We start from the raw sequence: 20,637 nt of genomic DNA, 5'->3' as shown, positions 1-20,637 counted from the left end.
CCCATGGCCCGTGATGTGCAGCCACTGCTGGAGAACTGGTGGAAGGCGAAAAACGCCGCCGTCGCCAAGCTGGCCGCAGACGGAAAGTCGAACACCGGAGCCCAGGCCCGCGACGCCAGGCACATGCAGAGCATCTCCGCGTTCGTCCGACAGATGTTCATCGACGCAGGGCTCCCCGAGCACGAGGTGACCATCGACAGCGTCGTCCCCGGCTACTTCCGCCGGTCAAAGAACTGGGACGTCGTAGCGATGCACAAGGGCAACCTGGTAGGCGTCGTCGAGCTGAAGTCGCAGGCGTCGAGCCCAGGCAACAACGCGAACAACCGCATCGAGGAGGCCATCGGCAGCTCCGTCGACGCCAAGACCGTCCAGGAGATGACCAAGGCCTTCGGCACACTCGGGGTCTGGTCCGCCTGGTGCATCACGTTCAACCGCGACTGCGAAAGCGGCAAACCGATCAAGCCGGTTCCACCGGGGCAGTTGCGCGTAAAGGCGATAGATACCGCGTTCCAGGACATGACCTATGCGACCCAGTACGCGACCGCCATCGAACGATTCATCTCGCAGAAGGTCTACGACGCCGGCTGGATGATCGTCACCTGGGTCAATGCCGACCAGACCGTCGGATACGACGAGCCAATCCCGACGGCCACTGCGGAAACCTTGTGGACGCAGATCGAGGCTCGCGTGAGGTTCGCCAAGCAGGCTCTACGTAACGCATAACGCCGGAGTGCTGGCGCTCCGCGCTTCGTACGCTGGTTGCCGTCGCCGTTGACCGCCACGCCGGTGCGGCGGACCGCCCCGACCATGACGACGCTTACCATGCGGCTGGGCAGCCGCTTGGACAGCTTCACCACGTGGGCAGGGCCGTCCTCGGCGACCATGTGGACCGTGCCGTCGGGACGGATTAGGGGCAGGACCCGGGCGACCCCCTCCGGGGACTCGATGACGCCCGTGACCAGCTGGAAGCAGATCGGGCAGCGGCACGGCTCCGGGTTCGGGTCGACGTTGTTGACCTTGGTGGGTACTGCAGCCCACGTGCTGCTCGCGGGAAGGTGCGACCGTCGGGGCTGAGGGCGACACTATGGACGTAGCCTTGGAGGCCGCGAAGCGGCCGTCCGACCGGATATCGATCATGACGGCCGGTGAAGTACCAGAGCCGGACCGCCCGGAGCGCTCGCAACCTGAACCGACGGGGCCCAACTCGTCCTTGGTGATTGCAGTGCCGAGTCGTTCGGCGTCCGTCCGGGCGACGCTCTGGTAACGCTTCGAGCCGGTAGCCTGCATCGGTGGCAACCAAGGCGCAGGTAGGCGGCTATCTCCTTGAAGAGGTCATCGCCTGGCTGTTACGCCGCAGCGGTTACGAGCTCCTGACTGAACGAATGTCCGGGGACCCGGCGCTGGAGATGACCGGCGCCGGGCTTGCGGTGCGCGGGCGTGGTGCTCGGCACCAGGCCGACGTGCTGGGTGAGTTCCCGTTCACGCCGCCGTTCTCCCTTCCGATCCGGATGTTCGTGGAGGCAAAGAGCTATCAGCTCAAGGAGCCTGTAGGGCTGGGTGTCGTGCGCAACGCCTGGGCCACGGTCTGCGACGTGAACGAGTTCGACGTCGGGATGACGTCGAACAGGTATCGGTACGTGTACACCCTGTTCTCGACATCGGGGTTCACGGATAACGCGGTCGAGTTCGCGATGACGCACCAGATCAGCGTCGTTGACCTGACGTTGCCGATGTTTGACGCGCTTCGCATTGGGGTCGAGCAGGCCGCTTCGACCGTGCATCCCCACGTTGTGGGGGCGGGCACCGTCGGTCGATTCCGCCAGGTCGTCCGCCACGTCCTCGGCACGGCGGTCGCGCAGCTGCCTCCGGGGATACCTGGGCAGCAAACGCAGCTTGATGCGATCCGACGGCTCCGGTCAGAACTGGAGGCCAGCTTCGGCGACGAGATCCTGCTCGCCTTCCCGCCTGCGCCGTTTATGCTCGCGCTCACCGGAGACATCGACGGGTTCCTGCGGCACGCCGCCCGGCGACGCGACCATCGGATCGACATCGTTCGCGACGCCGAGGACCGCACCGCGACCGGATGGATCATCCGGCCAGTTGACGACAGCAACTCTGCTGATAACGGCGACTTTGCCTACACCCTCCGGTTCAGCCTGCCGCACTACCTCGACGAGTGGTTGATGATCGGCTGGCAGAGCACCCGACAGGTTGAGCCTCTCGGTCGCGCCACAATCGTGATCTACCGGATGTTTGAAGGCATACCTCGGCCGTATGAATTGCGCTACGGACCTCGGCCCCACGTGCAGGACGTCTGATGACCTCAACTGCCGCCTTCGACCTCGGCGCGTGGCTGCTCAGGTGCAACCCGGCCAAGTGGGACCTACACAGGTTCATCCGTGACGGCAACCTCACCATCCGCAGCTGGACAGTCGGCCGCTACCGCGACCAGCTTGCGGCAGGCCAGCCGGTGCTGTTCTGGGTCACCGGACCAACCGGGGCCGTCCCGACACCAGGTCTCTGGGGCGCCGGGGTCGTCACGGGCCCACCTCAGACCGATGGACATCACGACGAGTACTGGCTAATCGCGCCCCCCAAAAGCGCCGCCATGCACTGGCTACCGGTGGACATCACGCTGTTCTCCGCCCCCGTTCCCAGGACCGTCCTCGCCGAGGATCCACGGCTGCGCAGCCTGGAGATCATCCAAAATCCAAGAGCCGCCAACCCACAACGGGTCACGGCCGATCAGTTGAGGACGATTGGGCGATACCTTGATCCCCACGTCACCGCCACTTACGGACCGATTGCACAAGCTCGCGCCATCGTCGCTCACCGTTACCGGCGCAAGGGCTGGCAGGTCGAACCTTCGACTACAGACGGCTCGGACCTGACGTGCTGGCAGGGTGCGCAAGTACTTCAGGTCGTCACCCGCCCGGCTGGCCGGATCGTCCTTGGACGCCCCGAAGTCGCTGCCGCGGCTGATCCGGACTGGCGACTCATCATCGTGGACGGACCTGACCTCGTCGAACTCGACGGGCCCCAAGCCCTTGGACACGCCGAACCGGTCACCTACGAGATACGACTGCCGTAACTCGACGCTGACGCCTGGCAGCGAGCCACTGCGCGGCGATTATTCCACTGGGACTAGAAAAGGTTCGCGACGTTGATAGCGGATGGATTCGGCGTCTGAATAGGTCTAGCCACAGCGCCGCCGCAGGTCGCCGTCCAGTGACCAGCAATTGACGTTAGCGCCATGCTTCCGCTCTGCCACAGTTTATTCCCGAATGCTAGACCGACCGACGGCATGACGGATCGCCACGAAGTTTGAGCCACCAGGGCAGGTGCCCACACCCGCCTAAGCCGTGTCGTGACAAGGCAATCGCTTGGCGTCTTCGTAGGCTCTAGTCAACGGGACTTCGCTCAAGAAGCGGCTGGTGAGCCAGCATGAGCTAGCCGTCACGGGGGTGGCGGGACGGAGCCAAGCAGGGCAACACCCTCGGCGCCCTGCTCCGTGTGTCAGGTAACCGACAGTCACGTGTCGGAGTGCGGACTTGTGGGCCGCATTGCAGGTGATCAGGCTTGCTGCTCCCCGCTGGATGTTCGTGCTTTGCGGGTTCCAAGGCCGAGGAGGAAGGCGTGCCATGACGATTCAGGAAAGGACAAGACGGTTCCGGGCGAGATCGAGTCGAAGACGTCCACGCCTTGGTTGTGGCGCGACACGGTAACGCAGTGGTCGTTGTCGCATCGTGAACTGCGCCGGGTCCAGATCGGCTTGGTTGCAGATTCCATTTCGTTTACCTCCAATGAGCGACAATCGTGGCAGGGGTTGCTTCATGGGCGATTGCAAATTTTGGATGATTTGGGCTAGGCCGCCCGCATTGAGGCGGGGCACAAAGCAGTGCGCCGCCCACCCACCGTGGCCTTTACTTTGCGTTACACCAGCGCTCGCGCTATGTAAGCAAGATAGCAGGGGGCTGGGGCGTTCGGCTACAAATGTCCGGCTGCATTACCCAGCCCTTGGCCGAGTGCGCCGGTCTGCTAGCTTACTACCTTCGGCTTCAATCGAATGGGCAGAAGCAAGATGCCGGCGGCAAACTTCTCCCTTCAATTTGCCCGTTGCAATTATTGGCGGGAAGGCGTGATCGTGACGGTAGAAGGACAGGGACCCACAACACATCGTCGTCGCCTTCGCCTGGCGTTGCGCCAGCTCAGAAGTGAGCGGGGCTACTCCCTTGAGGACGTTCGTCAGGCCATGGAGTGGTCGCTGTCGAAGGTCATTCGGATCGAGAGCGGCACGGTGAGCATTTCGGTCAACGACCTGAGGGCGTTGTTGTCGTTCTACGGGGTAGTCGACCCTGGCGAGCTTGGTCGAATGATTGACCTGGCCCGCCTGGCACGTCGACGGCACTGGGCTGCCGAGTACCGGGAGTACGCTTCACCCTCCTACATGGACTTCCTTGGCTACGAGGACGACGCCTCGCGAATCAGTCAATACCATCCGTTCTTGATCCCCGGACTGCTGCAGACTGAGGAATACGCCCGACTAGTAGTCAGCGCCCGTCCGCACTACCGCTCGGACGGGCAAGCCGCCCAGGCGAGGGTGAGGCTGCGTATGGCGCGACAGGCGCGAGTTTTTGCCGCCGGCCGCGACTCAGCGGTGCGGATCGTGCTGGACGAGCGCGCCCTCAAGCACGTCGGCAGCAAGGAAGTCATGCGGGAACAATTCTTGAAAATTCAGGATCTTCTCCCACGCCTAGACCTTGTCATCCTTAAGCGCGACAGCGCGGCAGATCCTGGCTTCGTGGGTCCCTTCTCTTTGCACGAGTTCGACTCCGAACGGGATCCAGACGTGGTGTACCTCGACAACCAGCCTGACGACGTGGCCCTCGTCGAGGACGCCGACATGGTGGACGCCTATAAGGTCTCATTCGCGAACCTCTACGCCCAGGCAGTCGCGGCCGACTCCAAAGATGGTCGACGGATACTCGACTTCGACGCACCTCACTGACCACTCTCCCCGCCACCCCAAGCATGTCGAGGGCCCGGCACCCGCGCCCCGTTCATCCGCGGGACGGTGGAAGCCGGCGAGGCATCTCGCCCGCCTGACAGCCGGTTCCATCGTTGTGGGGCGGCGGCTGGCGGAAGAAGCAGCACGACCGACCTAGGCCCAACCATGAGCACCGAGACGACCAGCGCTACGCCAGCGAGCCCAGCGGCGTGCACGTCGTCAAGGCAAGCCCCGGCCGTCAACCCGACCGCCGCGCAGACCGCGCGGCGCAGCGGCTCCCTCTGGGCGGTCATCGAGCCCAGCCACCAAGCGGTCGGCATCAGACGTCCGAGCGCAGTCACCGGAAGACTCTTCTCAGGCAGTCGAGGTGCGCCGGACATCTGGTCCGTCGTCATGTCAACCCCTGCGTTCACCATCGAGTGCCCTCCTCATCGCGTAGGCCACATAGAGTTGCATCCTGCAACTTCTCATCAGCCTCAGGCTTTCTGCCACTGGCAGATTACGCCGCAGCGAGGCGTCAGCCGCCGCGCCACGCGGAGAAAGATTGGCAAGTACCCGACCAGCAACAGCAGCTTCGAGATCGACATGTGAACGGCCGGTGGGCGCACAGAGAGAAGTGGTCGTTTCGCCTGGAACGATTGCAACTCGAGAGGCACCAACGGTTTCCGACGGGCTCACCTGCGTCTGCGGCGGCTACGGCCAGATGAGCGCGTTCGACGGGTGGAGCGGCGGATAGCCGCGCCGTGCAGCTGTAGCCCCCTCCAGCCTGCCCGGATGGAGACACGGCGGAGCGCGCCGCACCCTTCGATAGATGTGATTGCCTGCCACAGGCCGCACGAGGGGTCGCGGGCCGAGCCGCCGGTGAGCAACAGCCGGTTCAACGACTGGACACGCCCGCGCCCCTGGAGGCGATCCTCCGAGGGCACGGGCGTGTCGCTGCGGCTTCGATCAGTGGTTGTACTCCAGCGTGGTGTAGCCCAGGTGCCGCAGGTGACTGGTGAACGCCTCCGTGTCCAAGGTTTGCAGGTACGCGATCAGCTTGCTGCGTGTGTCCTCGACGACGTCATGCAGCCCGGGCCCGGTCATCTCGGCGGGCGCGATGACGCGCCGCAGTGACTCGTCGCGGATCGCACTCTTGATCATTTCTTCGGCTGCCCAGTACGGGGTGCGCTCTCCGATGGCGATGGTCAGGTGCACGCTGTCCTCGGTGTCGCTGATGTTGTGCGGGTCGTGCACCCATCCTCGGGGCAGGACCAGGACCTGGCCGACCTTGAGGTCGATGGTGACGTCCGGGCCGGCCGCGGTCCAGTCCTCGCGCCACTTCTCCTGCCAGGTCAGGGACGAGTCGTGATAGTCACGCATTGGGGCGGGGAAGAGCGGCTTCCACAGGTTCCATCGCTTCTCGCCGGCCAGTTGGATGGCGAGGGTCATCTGCTGGTCCCAGTGATGCCGCAGCCCCTGCTCACCCGCCGGAGTCACGAACGCGTGAACGAAGGTGCTGTAGCCCGTCTCCTGCTGCACGGCTTTCGCCAGTCGATGGATCTTCGCAGTGATGCGTTCCATGTGGCCGAAGCGGATGGTGTAGCCGTTGTTGAGCAGGTAGCGCAGCCGACCGGGCATGGTCCGTCCGTTGGCGCTGAACGAGAGCGGATTGATCGACGGGTTCGGCGACTTCACGACCGCGACCTCGGCGGCGGGCACGCATCCGGTGTCGATCCAGTCGTACAGATCCTCGGTGCTGACTACGCGGTCCAATTCAGCCGGCACGCCGTCGTAGACGCGGACCTCGTCCGGCCAGGTGGTGATCAGGTCTTTGACGCCGGCCTTGGGGAGCAGCAGCTTGAGCGACATGCTCCCTCCCTTCTCATGGCGTTGGGGGTGGCAAGGGGCAGGGAATGTTCGGGAAGAAGCGGTTCGGGCAGCAGATGATCGTGAAGTCGACGTAGCTGAAGCCGGGGGTGTAGTAGCCGGCGCTGACGTCGCTGCCGAGCAGGAGCGCTTCTCGGTTGTACTCGATCGTCTTTTCCAGCGGAAGGATGTCGCCGCCAGGCGAGTTGTCGGTCCAGGTCTTGGCGAGCCAGCTCAGGGCGTCATCGATATCGGTCCACGTCCGATCGGCGGACACCTTCGTCAATTTCAGCAGTGAGTGGCCGAGCTGCACTGGGGTCATGTCGTTCGCGAGGAACGTCCTGGTGTGCTCGTTGGCTCCGCTCTGGGTTAGCAGCCATTGACGGAAGGCGCCGGGTGCCATCTCGCGGGATAGGTGCTCCCTGATGTGCGCGTCGGTGAGGTTCGCGCCTGGTCGCCGCAGGTACTCCTTGTTGAACTCGTCCCGGGCGCCGACCCAGGGCCCGAACCCATGCCAGTGTCCGCTCCAGTGGATCATCTGTGCCTCCCGCTGGCAGGCGGGCCGCCCCCGGTGGGGCGAGGCGGCCCGCTTCCTGCTGTGATGGTGCCGTAGGCCGAGTGGTCAGGCGGTCAGGCCACGCTTGGCGATGTAGCCGAGGGCGAAGTCGTCCAGCTCGCCCTCGGTGAAGCGGAGCTGCCCGGCGCCCGGGTTCTTGCTGTCGCCGAGGACATATGCGCCCTCGACGCCCGGGATCGCGCCGACCTCGACGCACTGCTGGGTCTCGCTGCCGAGGTTGCCGCCGCAGAAGTTGCTCAGCTGCACCCCCTCGACCGGCAGGCCGTACAGGTCGATTGCACTAGGGTCGTGCTTCATCAGGATCCTCCGATCCTCGATGGTGTACGGAGATTCGGTCTCCGCGCCGTTGTGCACCCGGACGGGCCGCGTCCCTCACAGCAGCGGCCTGCCCGGGGGTCAATGGGATGGACGTGCTGACGGCTCCCTCTCGATCCGCTCGATGACCAGGTGGTGCCGCCACATAGCCACCGCTTCCGGCTCTCGATTCGGCACCCGCGGCGGGCCGAAGGCGCTCCGCGGTTGCCCTCGACCGGGCCTGGGCTCACTCATCGTCGGGATGCCCGCCGTGGAGCCCGTTCCAGCAAGGGCCGGAGGCGGTCGGCGGCAGGGGACGGGGGTACCCCTGCCGCCGACCGGTACCGGCCACCGCGCCGAACTGCGGCCGATCAGGCAGTCGCCGCACGGCGACTACCAGGTGAGGGCTGGTGGGAGGTGCCGGCCTCCCAGCGGCCCTAGTCTCGGAGCAGAGAATTTCGGTGCTTCTCGATCCGCCTGCGGCGGGCTCGGTTGCGGCAGCGCCTCGTACAAGGCATCTCATGGGGTTGCCTTGCGAGCGTGGACAGCCCGGCGTTCGTAGGAGCCCAGGAGCACGTGTGGGTCGGCCATGAGCGCGATGAACCGATCGAGGTCGGTGTCGGGTGCGGCCAGGGCGGGGCGGAGGTGGTCGATCACGTCGGCGAGTAGCTGACATCCGGGACCGCCTCCGGTCCAGGTCTCGGTGGACGCGTGGGTACAGACCTGCGGCATGCCCTTGACGACGAGCAGGGCGGGGGCGTCCGTTGTCCAGGTGCCGCCACCGTCAAGTCCGGCGATGATGCGGTAGACGCGTCGCATGACGGTGTGGATCAGCCGGGTGTCGTCTTCGGTTGCCCGGAAGACTCGTGGCGGGGTGTCGGTGATGTCGGCCAGGACGAGCCAGCCACCGGGACGCAGCCGGGCGATCATCTGCTCCAGCGCCGCTGCGGGGTGTGGCAGTGCGCCGTGCTGCCATCGGGCGACGACGACATCGAAGCTGTCGGGCTCGCCGGGAAGATCGTCACCGTTCAGGTCCCGCTGATAAACGTCGATGACGCTCGTTGGGTTGAGGTAGCTCGTATCCTTGTCGACCGCAGTGACCCTGCCGCGAGGGCCGACGAGGCGGGCCAGGTCGGCGGTGACCTCGCCGCCGCCCGCGCCGATCTCCAGGACGCGCTGGCCGGGTTGAATGTCGAGCCGGTCCAGCTGCTGGCGGATGATCGGGTCGAGCAGTTCACGCAGTCGGGCAGGGCGCAGTTGGCCGCTGTGAGTAGTCGTCATCGCGGTGATTCCTTTCCTGGTTCGCGCTCGGGCGCGCAGGGGTGCTCGGCGGGGACAAGCCACACGCCGGGCCTGCTGGGCATTTCCCGCTGGTCCGGGAAGGCCACGGGTGGCGTGTTGGTGTCGGGTGGCTCCCAGTAGCGGTAGGGCGCGTGGGTGCGGGTGAGCACAAGCAGGTAGACGCGTGTGCGCCAGCCGGTCGGCGTGAGGGTGGCGCGTTCGTAGGCCAGGACAGCGCCGGTGCTGGGGTGCAGGATCAGCAGGTGCCGTTCACGGCCGTTGTCGCTGGTGGCGGCTACGGCGATGCCGGTGCGGCCGGCGTGGTCGAGCGTGTGGGGGTGTGCGGTCAGCCCGGTGGTGTCCGCGAGGGCCTGCGTGGCGAGGGCGCGTTGCGGCGGGCCGGGGCTGTGCCAGGTGGCGAGCGCGGCGAGACCGGCCACGAGTTGTGTGGTTCTGTTGACCTGTGCCGTTTGCAGGCTTGACTGGGCACGGAGCCAATCGGTGCTGCGGTAGGCGGGGAACAAATGTCTGTCGCGTAGCCACCCTGGTAGCCAGAAATCCTCTATGACATCGAACCCATGGCTCGGGTGCTGGGTCATCAACTCGGCGCCGGAGTCGTCGTCGGCGTACCAGCGCACGACATCCCGCGTGGTTTGTTCGCCTTCGTTGTCGTACCAGGTGCGGTGGTGGACGAGATTGAAACGGCCGGCAGCCGTGTCGCAGGGGTCCGCTGCGGTGTGGCGCGCTAGGCGGAGCAGGATCGGGCGGGCCGGTTGACCGGGCCGCAGGTTTGTCGCCGTCGGGGTGTGTGCGGTGTCGGCGAGATCATGGTTCGGCGTTGGCACGTCGCAGCCGTCAGATGCGGTGAGCAGGAGTGGCGATTCTTGACTGGGCGGCGGGGGTACCTGCCCGGCGATGAGGGCAGTGACGAGGACGGTCACCCCGACTTTCCCGCGATGTGCTCGCCGGCTAGAGGCGGCGACGGACGGCAGAGACTCCATGCGGGTGTCCGCACCGTCCGAAAGGACAGCACGGGGTGTGGCCATGGCATCGCCGGGACGGCTCGGAGGGCTGGTGGGGGTGGTGCTCATAGCGTCCTGCTCGGGGTGGGTAGGCCGTGCGCTCGGGGTCGTGGGATCGACCGTGGTGGTGCGATGGCGGTGAGGTCGGCGAGGAAGGCGTCGACTTGGCCGTGGGTGATTCCGGGCATGCAGATGAGGTGGCTGGTGGCTCCGTCGCTGGCGAGTAGCCACCTTTTGCGTACCTGCTCGGGTGGGGTGGGCATGACGACGGTGAAGGCGTGCGGGTGCCGCCACGCGGGCCAGCCGGCGGCGTTCAGTTGATCGACGGTGTAGGCGGCGAGGCGGCGGGCTTGGGTGGCCCGCCAGCGGTGCCCTTCGTGGCCGTGGGTGGCGATGGCGTGCCAGAGCAAGGCGGCGGCCAGGCCGCAGCGGGAGCCGGTGATGGTGGTGTCGAGGGTGGCGGTGTAGGCGACGTGGCGGGCCGTGTGGCGCGCATGGTCGCGGATGAGGACGACTCCGCAGGGCGTTGGTACTCCCAGGAATTTGTGGCCGCTGATGGCGATGCTGCTGATGCCGCTGTCGTCATCGAGACGTAGTCGGCCATCGAGTGAGAGGGGGATGCCGGACAGGGCCGCGTCAACGTGCAGGTATCCGGTGACCTGGTGCTCGTCGAGGACGGCGCGGATGGAGGTGGTGTTGTCGACGGCTTCGGTCAGGGTCGTGCCGGCGGTGGCGACCACGATCGCGGGCCAGCGTCGGTGGCGGCTGACCTGGGCGGCGAGGTGGGCGTAGTCCATCTCTCCGCTCGCGTCAGCGTTGACCAATACGCCTCGCGCCCCGAGCATTCGGATGATCTTGGGTATGGAGTAGTGGGCGGCGGTGGAGTAGTAGATCCGGGCGGTGGGGTGGCGGTGGTGGGCGGTGTGCAGGGCGGAGAGGTTGCCTTCGGTGCCGCCGGTGGTGACGTAGCCCCATCGGTCATCGGGGGGCATGGCGAGGGTGTCGGCGACCCAGGCGATGACGGCCCGTTCCAGCACTCGGGTGTGGGCGACTCCGCCAAGGTCTGCGGGGTCGCCGATGTTGTTCCACAGCCGGTTGCCGAGGCGGGTCAGGACCTCGCCGTAGTCGAGGTCCACGGCGCCGGGAAACCCGATGCTCGTCGCGGCGGCGGCGTCGGCCTCATGGATCAGGTGGTCGAGCACGGCCGTGACATCGATCGGCGCGCGGCTGAGGTCCGCGGCGTCGGCGAGGCTGAGGCTCTGATGATGGGTCACGCCTGCCGCCCCGTGAGCAGGTGCGCGGTGAGGGTGTGGTGCAGTGCGCCGAGATGCCGCCAGATGTCGCGGGTTTCGTCGTCGCCCTGCTCGGTGAGATGCTCGTAGGGGTTGTAGTAGGTGATTCGGTCCGGGTTGAGGGTCTTGTTGCAGCGCACGCCGTCGTCGCCGATGCGGGCCTGCGGGTCACGGTCGATGTGCAGGGCGGTGCCGTCGGTCAACAGGACGTAGCACTGCCCTTTGAGGTTGAACGCTGACATGTGACGGCCGGCGGCAGCGGCTTCGCGTACTGTCCGGGCGACTTGGTACCAGCGGCCCTGGGCGGAGTCGAGGGTGCTGACACCCACGCCGACGTACCAGACACGTGGAGGCAGGATCATGTCTCCGCCGTTGACCATGGAACCCTCTGGGCCGAGGGGACTCCACTCGCGTCCGATGGACGCGATGTTGTCCGCGGCGACCTCAGTCATCTCCGCGAGCAGTTGCGGCAAGACGTCGGAGTCCGGCGACTGCAGCCATGTGCGGTGGGCGGTGTGCAAGCGGTAGCCGTGCGGCTCGTTGGGGGCGTCGGAGACGAAGAACAGCATCAGCGCGTGGGGGCCGACCGCGCCACGCCCTCCGAACGCCTGATCGGCTTCAATGAGGTGGCCGGTGTTCAGCCGCTTGGACCGGTAGACGACCTGGAGTCGCAGGTCAGTCCAGCGCAGGTCATCCGGCCCGTCGCCGTCGACGGCGTGCTGGTCAGAGCCGGCCGGGCCCTCGGGTGGGATAGGGGGAACGGCGGCGCCGGGTGGCCGCTGGTAGCCGGTGGGGACAGGTGCCGCGCCGTAGCCGGGCGGCGGCACAGCGACCACGGGTTCGCGGTGACTGGCAGGTGGTGCGGCGGGCGGGTAACCCGCTTGCCAGCGCGGGTCCAGCGGATCGACGCCGTGGTGCCTGCCAGGGGACGTGGCTGCGTGGGTCCTCATCATCGCCTCCTCAGATCGAGAGGTTCATGGCGTCCGGAACGGCATGTCTCTTGGGTGTGCCACGGCCGATGCCGACGTAGACCTCCGGGCGGGCCCGCCGCAGATGCCCGGCCCACACGCCGCCCGCGACGGCAGTGGCAAGGAGGATCACCGGCAGCAGGAACGGATACAGCGACCCGGGAGCGGCACCGAGCAGAGACCCGGCGTTGCCGATCATCAGCGCGAGCACCACCGACCCACCGAGCACCCCCAAGGCGGGCGCGAGCCGCCACTCCCACGCGCCGGCCTGCGGGCCGCGCACCCTGCCCGGTGCCGTCATCGCGGCCACCGACGCGGCCAGCAACAGACACAGCAGGCCCATCGCCCCCAACGCCGACAGCCACGTGAACATCACCGCCACCGGGTCAGCGCCGCTGAACGCGAACACCGCCACCACCGCCACGGCGACGGTCGTCTGCATCAACGACCCACCACGCGGCGCACTGACCCGGGTCGCGCTACTGCTGCGGGCAAGACTCGCCGGCAGCACCTTTTCCCGGGCCATGGCGAACACGTACCGGGCGAGGACCGAGTGAAACGCCAGCATCGACGTGACGATCGCGAAGATCAGCACCACGTTCGCGAGGGTCGTCCACCAGTCGCCTAGGCGCGCTAGGACCGAGAACGGCAGCCCCGCCGCCGGATCAGCGGCCACCTCCCCAACGACGTCCGGGCCGACCGCCGCTCCCATCGCGAACGCGGCAACGGCATACACTCCGCCGAGAACGAGGACCCCGCCGATGGTGGCCCGGCCGACCGACCTACGGTCGACGGCCTCCTCGACGAGCGACCCCGGCGCGTCGACGCCCATGTAGGCAGCCACGCAGAAGGCGACCGCACCGCCGATGCCGGTGGCCGCTAGCGCAGAGGCGTGAAAGCCGTCCCAGGACACCTTGCCGGCCGCTGGCTGTGCCACCCCGGCGAGGACGAACGCCGCGACGATCAGCAAGGACACGGCCAGCACGACGGCCAAGACCCGGGTCGACAACACGATCGCCCGCACACCCAGCACCCCGACGACGACCAGGGCGAGGCCCGCCCACACCCACCACGTGCCGCCCAGGTGCGCGGCCATCGTCGCCCCGAACAGCCCATACAGGCTGATCTGGATCGCGTTGTAGGCCACCAGGGCGACCACGCCGGCAGCGACACCCCAACTCCGGCCCAGCCCGTGCGCGAGGATCCCGTAGTAGGCCGCCGGGTGCCCGAGCTGGCGGGCCATCGCCGCGTACCCCACCGCCAGCAGCGCGACCGTGCCCGCCACGAGCACAAAGATCAAGGGAAGCGCCACTACCTTCGTCGTCGCATAGGTGGCGACAATGCCTCCGCTGAGCACCACCATGGGCGCTGAGGCCGCTGCTCCAAACATCCACAACCCGAACGGCGTCAGCGTCCGACGAGCGAGCCCCACCTGCACCTGCACCGACTTCACCGCTGCCCCCGCTTCGGCGAGTCCGGGCACCCCGATCTACGGCATCCATCCACCGGATGCGCGCCCACATCGGCGGCGTTGGCCGGCACGAGGTAGACCGCCGTCGGTCGCACCGGGCCGGAACGCCAGAAGCTCCGGTCGCGGTTGAGCTGGCGAGTCGCGGTGTCGGTGTCGGCCGTGAACCCGAACAGGTCATGCGTTCCGTCCGGCCACTCCCGCCGGATCGCATAACCCCACGCGTACTCCGTCGACGTCATGTCGCCTTCGAGCGTGTGGTCGGCAGGCGCGAACCGGGCTGGCAACCTCAACCAGCGCCCCAAGGCGGGACTCCCTGGTCGCAGTGCGGTGGTGGGCTGAGCGGCTCGGGTCAGCATGGGGGTGCCTTCCTTTGTCATGAGGGTGCGAGGACGTGGCCCGCTGGCCGAGACGTCGCCGCCAGCAGGTGATGAACCGGTGCCTTACCGGGTGGTCAGGGAGAACGCGGCGATGCCGTCGGGATGACCCGGCCAAGGAAAGGAGTCACGTTGCGGTGCAGGCGGACTCGTCGCGGCAGTCCGCCGCCAGCCGATCGGCAGGGCTGCTCGTCGCAAGGTTGAGGGCGCCACATCCGCCACAGAACGGGACCTCCTGGCGCGAGCAGGATCGGCGAGCGTGGCTGATAACCGACTTCTGCAAGCAGTCCGTCTCCGGGCCGGTCGCCGCTGTATTCCGCACACGACGGCAACCCCGCGAGGTCCAGGGTCTGGTGATGGGCAGCCAGCAACGCCTGCACGGCGTCCCCATGCCCAGGACGGACCGCGACGTGCGCGAGCTGGTGATGAGGACGGTGGGGACGCAGCCCATCGACACAGGCATGCAGCAAGGCGAACCGGGCGGCGTGCGGGCCGAGGAGCCTGTCCAGGTCGTACACCCATGCGGCAGCCGGCGGGGGCGGCTCCAACCGCGCGTACCACACCGCCACCGCCGCGCGATCGTCGGTCGTATCGACTCGACCGTGCTCCAGCCCTTGCAACAGCACAAGTTGTGCCCAACGGCGCAGAACCACTGCGCGCTCGGCCACATCAGGAACCAGCCAAACACCCATGGGCTGGGCCATGAGTGCCTCAGCCATAACCGAGGACAATGCGTCAACGTCCTCGCCGGTCGCGCGACGGACTGCCATCTCCATCAAGCTCATGGCACATCCCCTCTGGGTTGGCCGAGCGAGCTACCGCCGCCGGCCGCCTCCACGGTCCCCAGGCGGGCAGCGGACGCTGAGCGTTGGCGAGCCACCCACAGCGCCGAATCGAGCGCTCGATGGAAGGTCGCCGCGAGGTGCAGGCTGTCCGCAGCGACCCCTGCGGCCGGCAGCCGATTCCGCGCCGCCTCAATCAACCGCGGTGAACCGCACACATAGAACGCCTGCCCCGGCTGATGGTGATACAGGGCCAAGCTGAGCAGATCGCCCTGCGCTGCCAGCTCCACATCCCGGTCGTTGGAGAGAGCCGGCACGACCGTGAGCCAGTCACCATGGGCCTGCTGAAGCTTGTCCAACGCGACCACGTCGTAAAGGTCCAGAAGCGTCCGCGCGCCCACCACCAACGTCACTCGCCGCCCGCCGGGCGACGCGGCGACTTGCTCGACCAACGCCCGCAACGGCGCAAGACCGGTACCCCCGGCAGCCAACAGCAGATCGGCGTCACCAGCGGTCTCCAGCGACAACCCGACATCGGACGCCGGCCCCAGCCACAACAGCTCCCCCGGAGCCACCCGCTCTACCAGAACAGGCGAAACCACACCCCCCGGTACGGCACGAACGTGGAACTCCACCCGCCCATCCGGGCGCGGAACGCTCGCCGGCGAATACCACCGCCACAACCCCGGCAACCGAGGAGTACACACCGGCATCGCCTGACCAGGCACATACCGAAGCCTCCGCATAGGCCGGACAGTCAACACCGAGACGCCTTCCGAGAGCGGCTCGCACGCCTCTACCTCGCCGAACGTCACATGCGGACCATCACCCAACGCCCCCGCCGCCCGCTCCGCGAGCCGAAGCGCCCGACGACACCCCACCTCCCACTGCCCCGCCAGCTCAGGCTCCCAACCCTCGCCCGAGAACCGGCGCACCGTATCGACCAACGCAGCCGCAACGGCCGTCCCGTGATACGGCTGAAGACCAAAACGCCGGTACATCCGACCCAACACCGCCAACGCCGCACGCCGACCAGCCGGATCACCCCGACCAGCGACCAATTGCCCAAGCGTCGAAAAGAACACCGCCGCGAACTGGTGCGGAAGTAGCCGCACGCTGCGGTCCTCCATGAACGACCAGAAATGGCCTGCGGCACGATCAGGTGCGCCGAGGGTGACCATCAGTGATTTCCCCAGGTCAGCCATCGCGCCGACTGATCCTGGAATCGCGGGCACTAGGAACGCCCGGCACCGCCCGACTGGGCTTCGTGCCCTCCGCATACGGCCCGACCCGCGCGTCGATCTCCCTCTGTCGCGTCAGGTCGCCGCCCACGGGATCGAACGACCGCTCATCGGCCGGAACGAACCACTTCCGCCGGCACATCTCTCTCCCCCTTCCTCTCATCCCCCCAGCTAGGAGGTTCGCCAGCGCATCTCGGGCGCGACTCCCTTTGGTCACCGTCGAGCCAGGCGACATGAGTTCCGCCAGCACGGTCCATCACCTACAGCGACCTATCAACAGCGATGCGGATTGGCCTATTCAGGAAAGCTGAACGACTAGACCAAATCGATGCCTAGCTTGTTGTCTCACTGTTGTCTCATGCCAAATCCGAGCAGTTCCCGCAGTTGGGAGCAGGTTTCACTGACCGGATCGGACTAGAGTGACGGCGACGATCGGGAGGCAGGATGACGCGGACACCATCGCCACGAGGCCAGCTCTTGGTGCATCCGTTGAGCTACGTTCGAGAACAGCGAAGCTGGACGCAGCAAGATCTCGTCGATGTCATCGCGCGCCGTCTAAACACTGCAGCCCGGCGCGAGAAGGCTTGGCGCTGGGAGCGATGGGGCGTGGTGCCGGATGAGGATTCACAGGTCGCATTGGCCGACGAACTCGGCGTTGATAGACAGACAGTTAAGGCGCTCGGGTGGCCCCATTGGCTCCCTACTGGTCCCCCGATCAGTGCGTCAGCACCCTGGACTGTCAAGGGAGCAGTGGCCTTGCTTGACGACACTGCAGGACCAGCAGTGCTAGATCGCCGTGGGTTTCTGATCATGCAGGCTGGGTTGGCTGTCGCGATAGCCCAACATTGGCTCGCAACCGAGCCTCCGAAGATCAACGCAGCGCTTGAGGGAGGCCGCGTCGACGCAGATCTCCTAGATTGCTTTGAACAGCGGCTGCCGGCCCTGCGCCGCATGGACGCCAGCCTCGGCGGCGGGAGCGTGCGGTCGCTAGTTGACGCCGAGCTTCGGCTGGTAACGGATCTCCTGCGCCACAGCAGTTACTCGGAGGTTGCCGGAAATCGTCTACTGGTTGTCGCTGCCGAGTTGGGGCGAATCGCCGGCTGGGCAAGTTTCGATGCAGGATTCCACGCGGCGGCTGAGCGTTACTGGTTTGCCGCCCTCCACGCTGCCCACTCCGCAGCTGACCGCGCGGCAGGCGCAAACATCCTGAAGTGCATGAGCCTTCAGCGGGTTGACACGGAACGCCCCACCGAGGCTCTCCGTCTGGCCGACGCCGCGCGAGCTGGGGCCAAGGATGCGCCCGCCCGCGTGCGAGCGATGCTCACGACGCGTTTGGCTCGCACACATGCGGTGCTTGGTGAATCAGTAGCGTGCGAGCGCCGACTCGCAGAGGCCGAAACAGAGATGTCATGCGCTGACGACGAAGCAAGCCCGGCCTGGGCCAGCTACTTTGATCATGCGGAGTACTCCGCCCAGGTTGCGGCATGCTACCTGCTGCTACAACGCCATAGAGCCAGCGATTATTGGCTTCAGCAGACCCTCGCACTGCAACCGGCCGAGCGCAGCCGGGACCGCGCAACCTATCTGATCTGGCGCGCTGACTCGGTACTGAACCTCGGAGACGTCGAGCAGGCGTGCACCCTTGTCGCCCAAGCAGCCCCAGATGTCGTCGCCACCCGATCCGTGCGCAACCATCGCCGCTTGCTGGACATCCATGGTCGCCTCGTGGCGCATCGACACCCCGCAGCAGGAGAGCTGGATGAGTGCGTGCGTAGTCTGCTGACATGAGCGAGGCCAAAAGGGTCGCAGTTGTCACCGGCTCCAACCGCGGACTCGGCAAGGCCATCGCCCGCGGCTTAGCCGAGACCGGCGCCCACGTGATAGTCACAGCCCGCACCGAGGAAGCCGCACATCGGGCCGCCGACGAGCTTCTCGCGGATGGACTTTCGGCCTCCGGGCACCAACTAGATATCGCCGATCCGGCCAGCGTCGCTCGCGCCATGGCAGACGTGGGCTACCAGTACGGCCAGCTAGACATCCTCGTCAACAACGCAGGCATCGCCATTGACCGAGGGCAGGCAGCGGCCAGCGCAGACATGGAGAAGGTGCGCGCGACCCTAGAAACCAACATCATGGGGACCTGGCGCTGCTGCACCGCAGCCATCCCTGAGATGAAGAAGAACGGTTACGGCAGAATCGTCAACGTCACCAGCCACATGGGCACCTTTGGTGAAATGGGTACCGGAAGCGTCTCCTACCGAGTGTCTAAGGCTGGGATAAATACCCTGACCTGCATCCTTGCAGCTGAGCTCAAGGACGACGGCATTCTGGTGAACGCAGCGTCTCCGGGAAAGGTCGACACCCGGCTGGCCTACGGGAAGGCGAATTCCACGCCGGACGAGGCTGCGGACACCTTCGTATGGCTTGCCACACTGCCACCAGACGGTCCGACCGGGGGACTCTACTTCCGACGACGACCACTCGCCTGGTAGTGGCATCATCGGACAGCCTGGACGCACCGAGCTACCTCTGCGTGATCAACAGATGACGTGAACGAGATCTTCATGTTTGACTGTGTGTATGCAGGCGGGGGAAGCGCGGCTGTCGATCGATTGTGGCGTCGCCAGCACCGTGGCTGTTCTGGCCTGGGCTGACGGCGGCGCGTCCGCGCTCTCTTTCGACGGGTTGCCGTATCTGCCCAGCGCCGTGTACGTGGGCCCCGACGGGGAGGTACGGACAGGGCGGCGGGCGTGGCAGGCCGCCGTGGAGCAGCCGGGCAGGTTCATTCCGAGCCCTCGCCGGGCCGTCGATGGCGATGTCAAGGTCGAAGACGCCTCGGTGGAGGCACTTGCGCTAGCGGCGGCCCCGCTGCGGACGGTCGCGGCCGAAGCCGAGCGGGTTGCCGGCGGGCCGGTGCGGGATGTGCGGCTGGTGGTGCCGGCAGGCTGGGGGCCGCGTCGGCGCACCTGGATGAGGCAGGCCGCGCATCGGGCAGGCTTGGCGCAGCCACGTCTCGTTGAGGCACCTGTAGCCGTCGCCGAGCACCTCCTCGCGACCAGTCTGCAACTACCGGTTGGGGCGTTCATCGTCGTCTGTGACGTCGGCGCGGGCGCGGAGGTGACGGTGCTTCGAAGGGGCCCTGCCGGGTTCGAGGTTCTCTCGACCCTCGCTGACCCTGCCGCCGGCGGCGCCACCGTCGACCTGGCCTTGACTGCCGCCCTGACAACCGGTCGGAACGCGCCCGGCGAGGGCGTAGGCGGTTGGGCGGCAGCGGAGAGCGTCCGTGCTGCGAAGGAAACCTTGGGAGCCCACCCTGCGGTCACGGTACCGCTCGCCGGACAGGCACCGGTCATCGCGAACAGCGCCATGCTCGCCGAAGCCGCTTTGCCAGTAATTCGACGCGTGGCGGAGCTGATTGGGGAGACAATCGCCGCCGCCGAGCTGTCCGCCAGCGACCTAGCGGGGATCTATTGCGTCGGCGGCAGCGCCCACCTGCCACACCTGGACACGGTCGTCGCCGAACATACCGGCATCACCCCCACAGTTGTTCCCGATCCTCAGCTCGTCGCCGCATGGGGTGCCGCGGACGCAGGCGCCTCAAACGTCGGGTTGGCGGTCGCGGAGGAGGTGCCGATACCGCCGATCCGGCGGGCGGTGATGATCGCCGTACCGGGCTTTGCATCGCTGGCTCTGATCTGGCAGTGCCTCCTGACTGCCGAAGAGCACAATGTGATGAACGTGTATCGATCGGTGCAATTGAACTGGGGTGAACTCGCGATGGCGGCGGTGTTCGCGCTGCTGGCATGCCTCGCCGCTGGCACTGTCCTCGGTTCCCTGATCGCCGCGCGCAATCCCACGCCGAGTACCCGCACCGAGGGCGGGAAGGCCAGTATCGGCATCCTGGCCGCCGTCAGCCTCGGCGCGGCGCTCGCCGGCCTCTACGCTGTCGTCACCAGCCAGTACTTCGGCGAACCCGTGGGCCCCTTCCTGAAATGGGCCCTGTGGCCGATCGTCCCGATTGTGGTGATGGCCGTGGCGATGGCGGTGGTCGCCGCCCGGCAGTGGCGTGCCCCGCACGGCGGCTGGTCGGCGTTGCTGGCCGCACCGACCGGCTCGATCGTCACCGCAGGGATCGGCATGGGGTTGATCCAGTACTCGCTGACGGCCGACAGGTGGCCCGACCGGCTGTTATGGATCGACATCGCCGGGCGCATTGGTGGACTCCTCCTCGGCGTCGGCTTGGTAATGGCGCTGGTGGCCCCGCTGATGTTCCGTCTCATCCTCAGCGCTCCCGTCGCGGTGATCAGCGCCGCGATCGTCAGCAAGCAAGCCGCCGGCATTCTCGGCGTCAGCTACGCCGTGGCCATTGCGATGTGGTGGGCCGCCCGATTGTGGACCCGCATCCTCCGCCCTGCCACCACGAGCCCTGTCGGTAGGCAGCGATCTGTGGGTGCTGGTCCGTCGGGTGGGGGTGGGTGA

At 66.8% G+C, this 20,637-nt stretch carries 19 protein-coding genes; 7 read left to right on the top strand and 12 right to left on the bottom strand.

The features are described from left to right. The first annotated feature begins 3 nt into the window (after positions 1 to 3). The 3 genes from O7634_RS12905 to O7634_RS12895 all read left to right on the top strand — a co-directional run bounded on the left by O7634_RS12905 (position 4) and on the right by O7634_RS12895 (position 3,091). Positions 4 to 723, top strand: coding sequence for a PaeR7I family type II restriction endonuclease (locus O7634_RS12905; protein ID WP_278150383.1), 720 nt, complete (start codon positions 4 to 6; stop codon positions 721 to 723). Positions 724 to 1,289: 566 nt separating this feature from the next. After that, complete coding sequence (locus tag O7634_RS12900; RefSeq protein WP_278150382.1) at positions 1,290 to 2,318, top strand: hypothetical protein; 1,029 nt, start codon at positions 1,290 to 1,292, stop codon at positions 2,316 to 2,318. Further along, positions 2,318 to 3,091 (top strand): hypothetical protein, encoded by a 774-nt coding sequence (locus tag O7634_RS12895; RefSeq protein WP_278150381.1) that lies wholly within the window; start codon positions 2,318 to 2,320, stop codon positions 3,089 to 3,091. Before O7634_RS12900 ends, O7634_RS12895 begins: the two co-directional genes overlap by 1 nt. 482 nt (positions 3,092 to 3,573) lie before the next feature. On the opposite strand, the gene O7634_RS12890 is transcribed toward O7634_RS12895, so the two are convergent. Continuing rightward, a complete protein-coding gene (locus tag O7634_RS12890; protein WP_278150380.1) occupies positions 3,574 to 3,789 on the bottom strand; it encodes a DUF397 domain-containing protein in 216 nt (71 codons plus the stop codon). Positions 3,790 to 4,192: 403 nt separating this feature from the next. Between O7634_RS12890 and O7634_RS12885 the strand changes: the two genes are divergently transcribed. Next, positions 4,193 to 5,008 (top strand): helix-turn-helix transcriptional regulator, encoded by an 816-nt coding sequence (locus O7634_RS12885; protein WP_347404313.1) that lies wholly within the window; start codon positions 4,193 to 4,195, stop codon positions 5,006 to 5,008. Positions 5,009 to 5,956: 948 nt separating this feature from the next. Here O7634_RS12885 and O7634_RS12880 read toward each other — a convergent pair. The 11 genes from O7634_RS12880 to O7634_RS12830 all read right to left on the bottom strand — a co-directional run bounded on the left by O7634_RS12880 (position 5,957) and on the right by O7634_RS12830 (position 16,122). Beyond that, on the bottom strand, positions 5,957 to 6,859 hold the full coding sequence (locus O7634_RS12880; RefSeq protein ID WP_278150378.1) for a cupin domain-containing protein: 903 nt from the start codon (positions 6,857 to 6,859) through the stop codon (positions 5,957 to 5,959). Positions 6,860 to 6,872: 13 nt separating this feature from the next. Further along, complete coding sequence (locus O7634_RS12875; protein WP_278150377.1) at positions 6,873 to 7,394, bottom strand: hypothetical protein; 522 nt, start codon at positions 7,392 to 7,394, stop codon at positions 6,873 to 6,875. An 84-nt stretch (positions 7,395 to 7,478) separates the two neighbouring features. After that, complete coding sequence (locus tag O7634_RS12870; RefSeq protein WP_278150376.1) at positions 7,479 to 7,730, bottom strand: DUF397 domain-containing protein; 252 nt, start codon at positions 7,728 to 7,730, stop codon at positions 7,479 to 7,481. 516 nt (positions 7,731 to 8,246) lie between these two features. After that, positions 8,247 to 9,008 (bottom strand): methyltransferase domain-containing protein, encoded by a 762-nt coding sequence (locus O7634_RS12865; protein ID WP_278150375.1) that lies wholly within the window; start codon positions 9,006 to 9,008, stop codon positions 8,247 to 8,249. After that, complete coding sequence (locus O7634_RS12860) at positions 9,005 to 9,949, bottom strand: hypothetical protein (protein ID WP_278150374.1); 945 nt, start codon at positions 9,947 to 9,949, stop codon at positions 9,005 to 9,007. Before O7634_RS12860 ends, O7634_RS12865 begins: the two co-directional genes overlap by 4 nt. A gap of 146 nt (positions 9,950 to 10,095) precedes the next feature. Then, entirely contained in the window at positions 10,096 to 11,304 is a 1,209-nt protein-coding gene (locus O7634_RS12855) for a histidine decarboxylase (protein ID WP_278150373.1), read from the bottom strand. Next, on the bottom strand, positions 11,301 to 12,158 hold the full coding sequence (locus O7634_RS12850; RefSeq protein ID WP_278150372.1) for a hypothetical protein: 858 nt from the start codon (positions 12,156 to 12,158) through the stop codon (positions 11,301 to 11,303). Before O7634_RS12850 ends, O7634_RS12855 begins: the two co-directional genes overlap by 4 nt. 124 nt (positions 12,159 to 12,282) lie before the next feature. Further along, a complete protein-coding gene (locus tag O7634_RS12845) occupies positions 12,283 to 13,728 on the bottom strand; it encodes an APC family permease (protein WP_278153954.1) in 1,446 nt (481 codons plus the stop codon). 11 nt (positions 13,729 to 13,739) lie between these two features. Beyond that, positions 13,740 to 14,063, bottom strand: coding sequence for a hypothetical protein (locus tag O7634_RS12840; protein ID WP_278150371.1), 324 nt, complete (start codon positions 14,061 to 14,063; stop codon positions 13,740 to 13,742). 149 nt (positions 14,064 to 14,212) lie between these two features. Next, positions 14,213 to 14,920, bottom strand: coding sequence for an N-acetyltransferase (locus O7634_RS12835; protein WP_278150370.1), 708 nt, complete (start codon positions 14,918 to 14,920; stop codon positions 14,213 to 14,215). Continuing rightward, positions 14,917 to 16,122: an FAD-binding oxidoreductase gene (locus O7634_RS12830; RefSeq protein ID WP_278150369.1), complete on the bottom strand. Its 1,206-nt coding sequence runs from the start codon at positions 16,120 to 16,122 to the stop codon at positions 14,917 to 14,919. The genes O7634_RS12835 and O7634_RS12830 overlap by 4 nt, the downstream gene beginning before the upstream one ends. 792 nt (positions 16,123 to 16,914) lie before the next feature. Here O7634_RS12830 and O7634_RS12825 point away from each other — a divergent pair. The 3 genes from O7634_RS12825 (at position 16,915) to O7634_RS12815 (ending at position 20,637) form a co-directional block, all read left to right on the top strand. Continuing rightward, the gene (locus O7634_RS12825; RefSeq protein ID WP_278150368.1) at positions 16,915 to 17,946 is read left to right on the top strand and encodes a transcriptional regulator; all 1,032 of its coding nucleotides are present in this window, start codon (positions 16,915 to 16,917) and stop codon (positions 17,944 to 17,946) included. Then, positions 17,943 to 18,650: an SDR family oxidoreductase gene (locus O7634_RS12820; protein ID WP_278150367.1), complete on the top strand. Its 708-nt coding sequence runs from the start codon at positions 17,943 to 17,945 to the stop codon at positions 18,648 to 18,650. Before O7634_RS12825 ends, O7634_RS12820 begins: the two co-directional genes overlap by 4 nt. 88 nt (positions 18,651 to 18,738) lie before the next feature. Further along, positions 18,739 to 20,637, top strand: a complete 1,899-nt coding sequence (locus O7634_RS12815) for an Hsp70 family protein (RefSeq protein ID WP_278150366.1) — start codon at positions 18,739 to 18,741, stop codon at positions 20,635 to 20,637.

Origin of the sequence: Micromonospora sp. WMMD1120 (genome assembly GCF_029626235.1) — a bacterium.
In the GTDB taxonomy this organism is placed as follows: Bacteria; Actinomycetota; Actinomycetes; order Mycobacteriales; family Micromonosporaceae; genus Micromonospora.
Note: the sequence above shows the minus strand (reverse complement) of the source record. Positions and strands in the feature narration are given on the sequence as shown.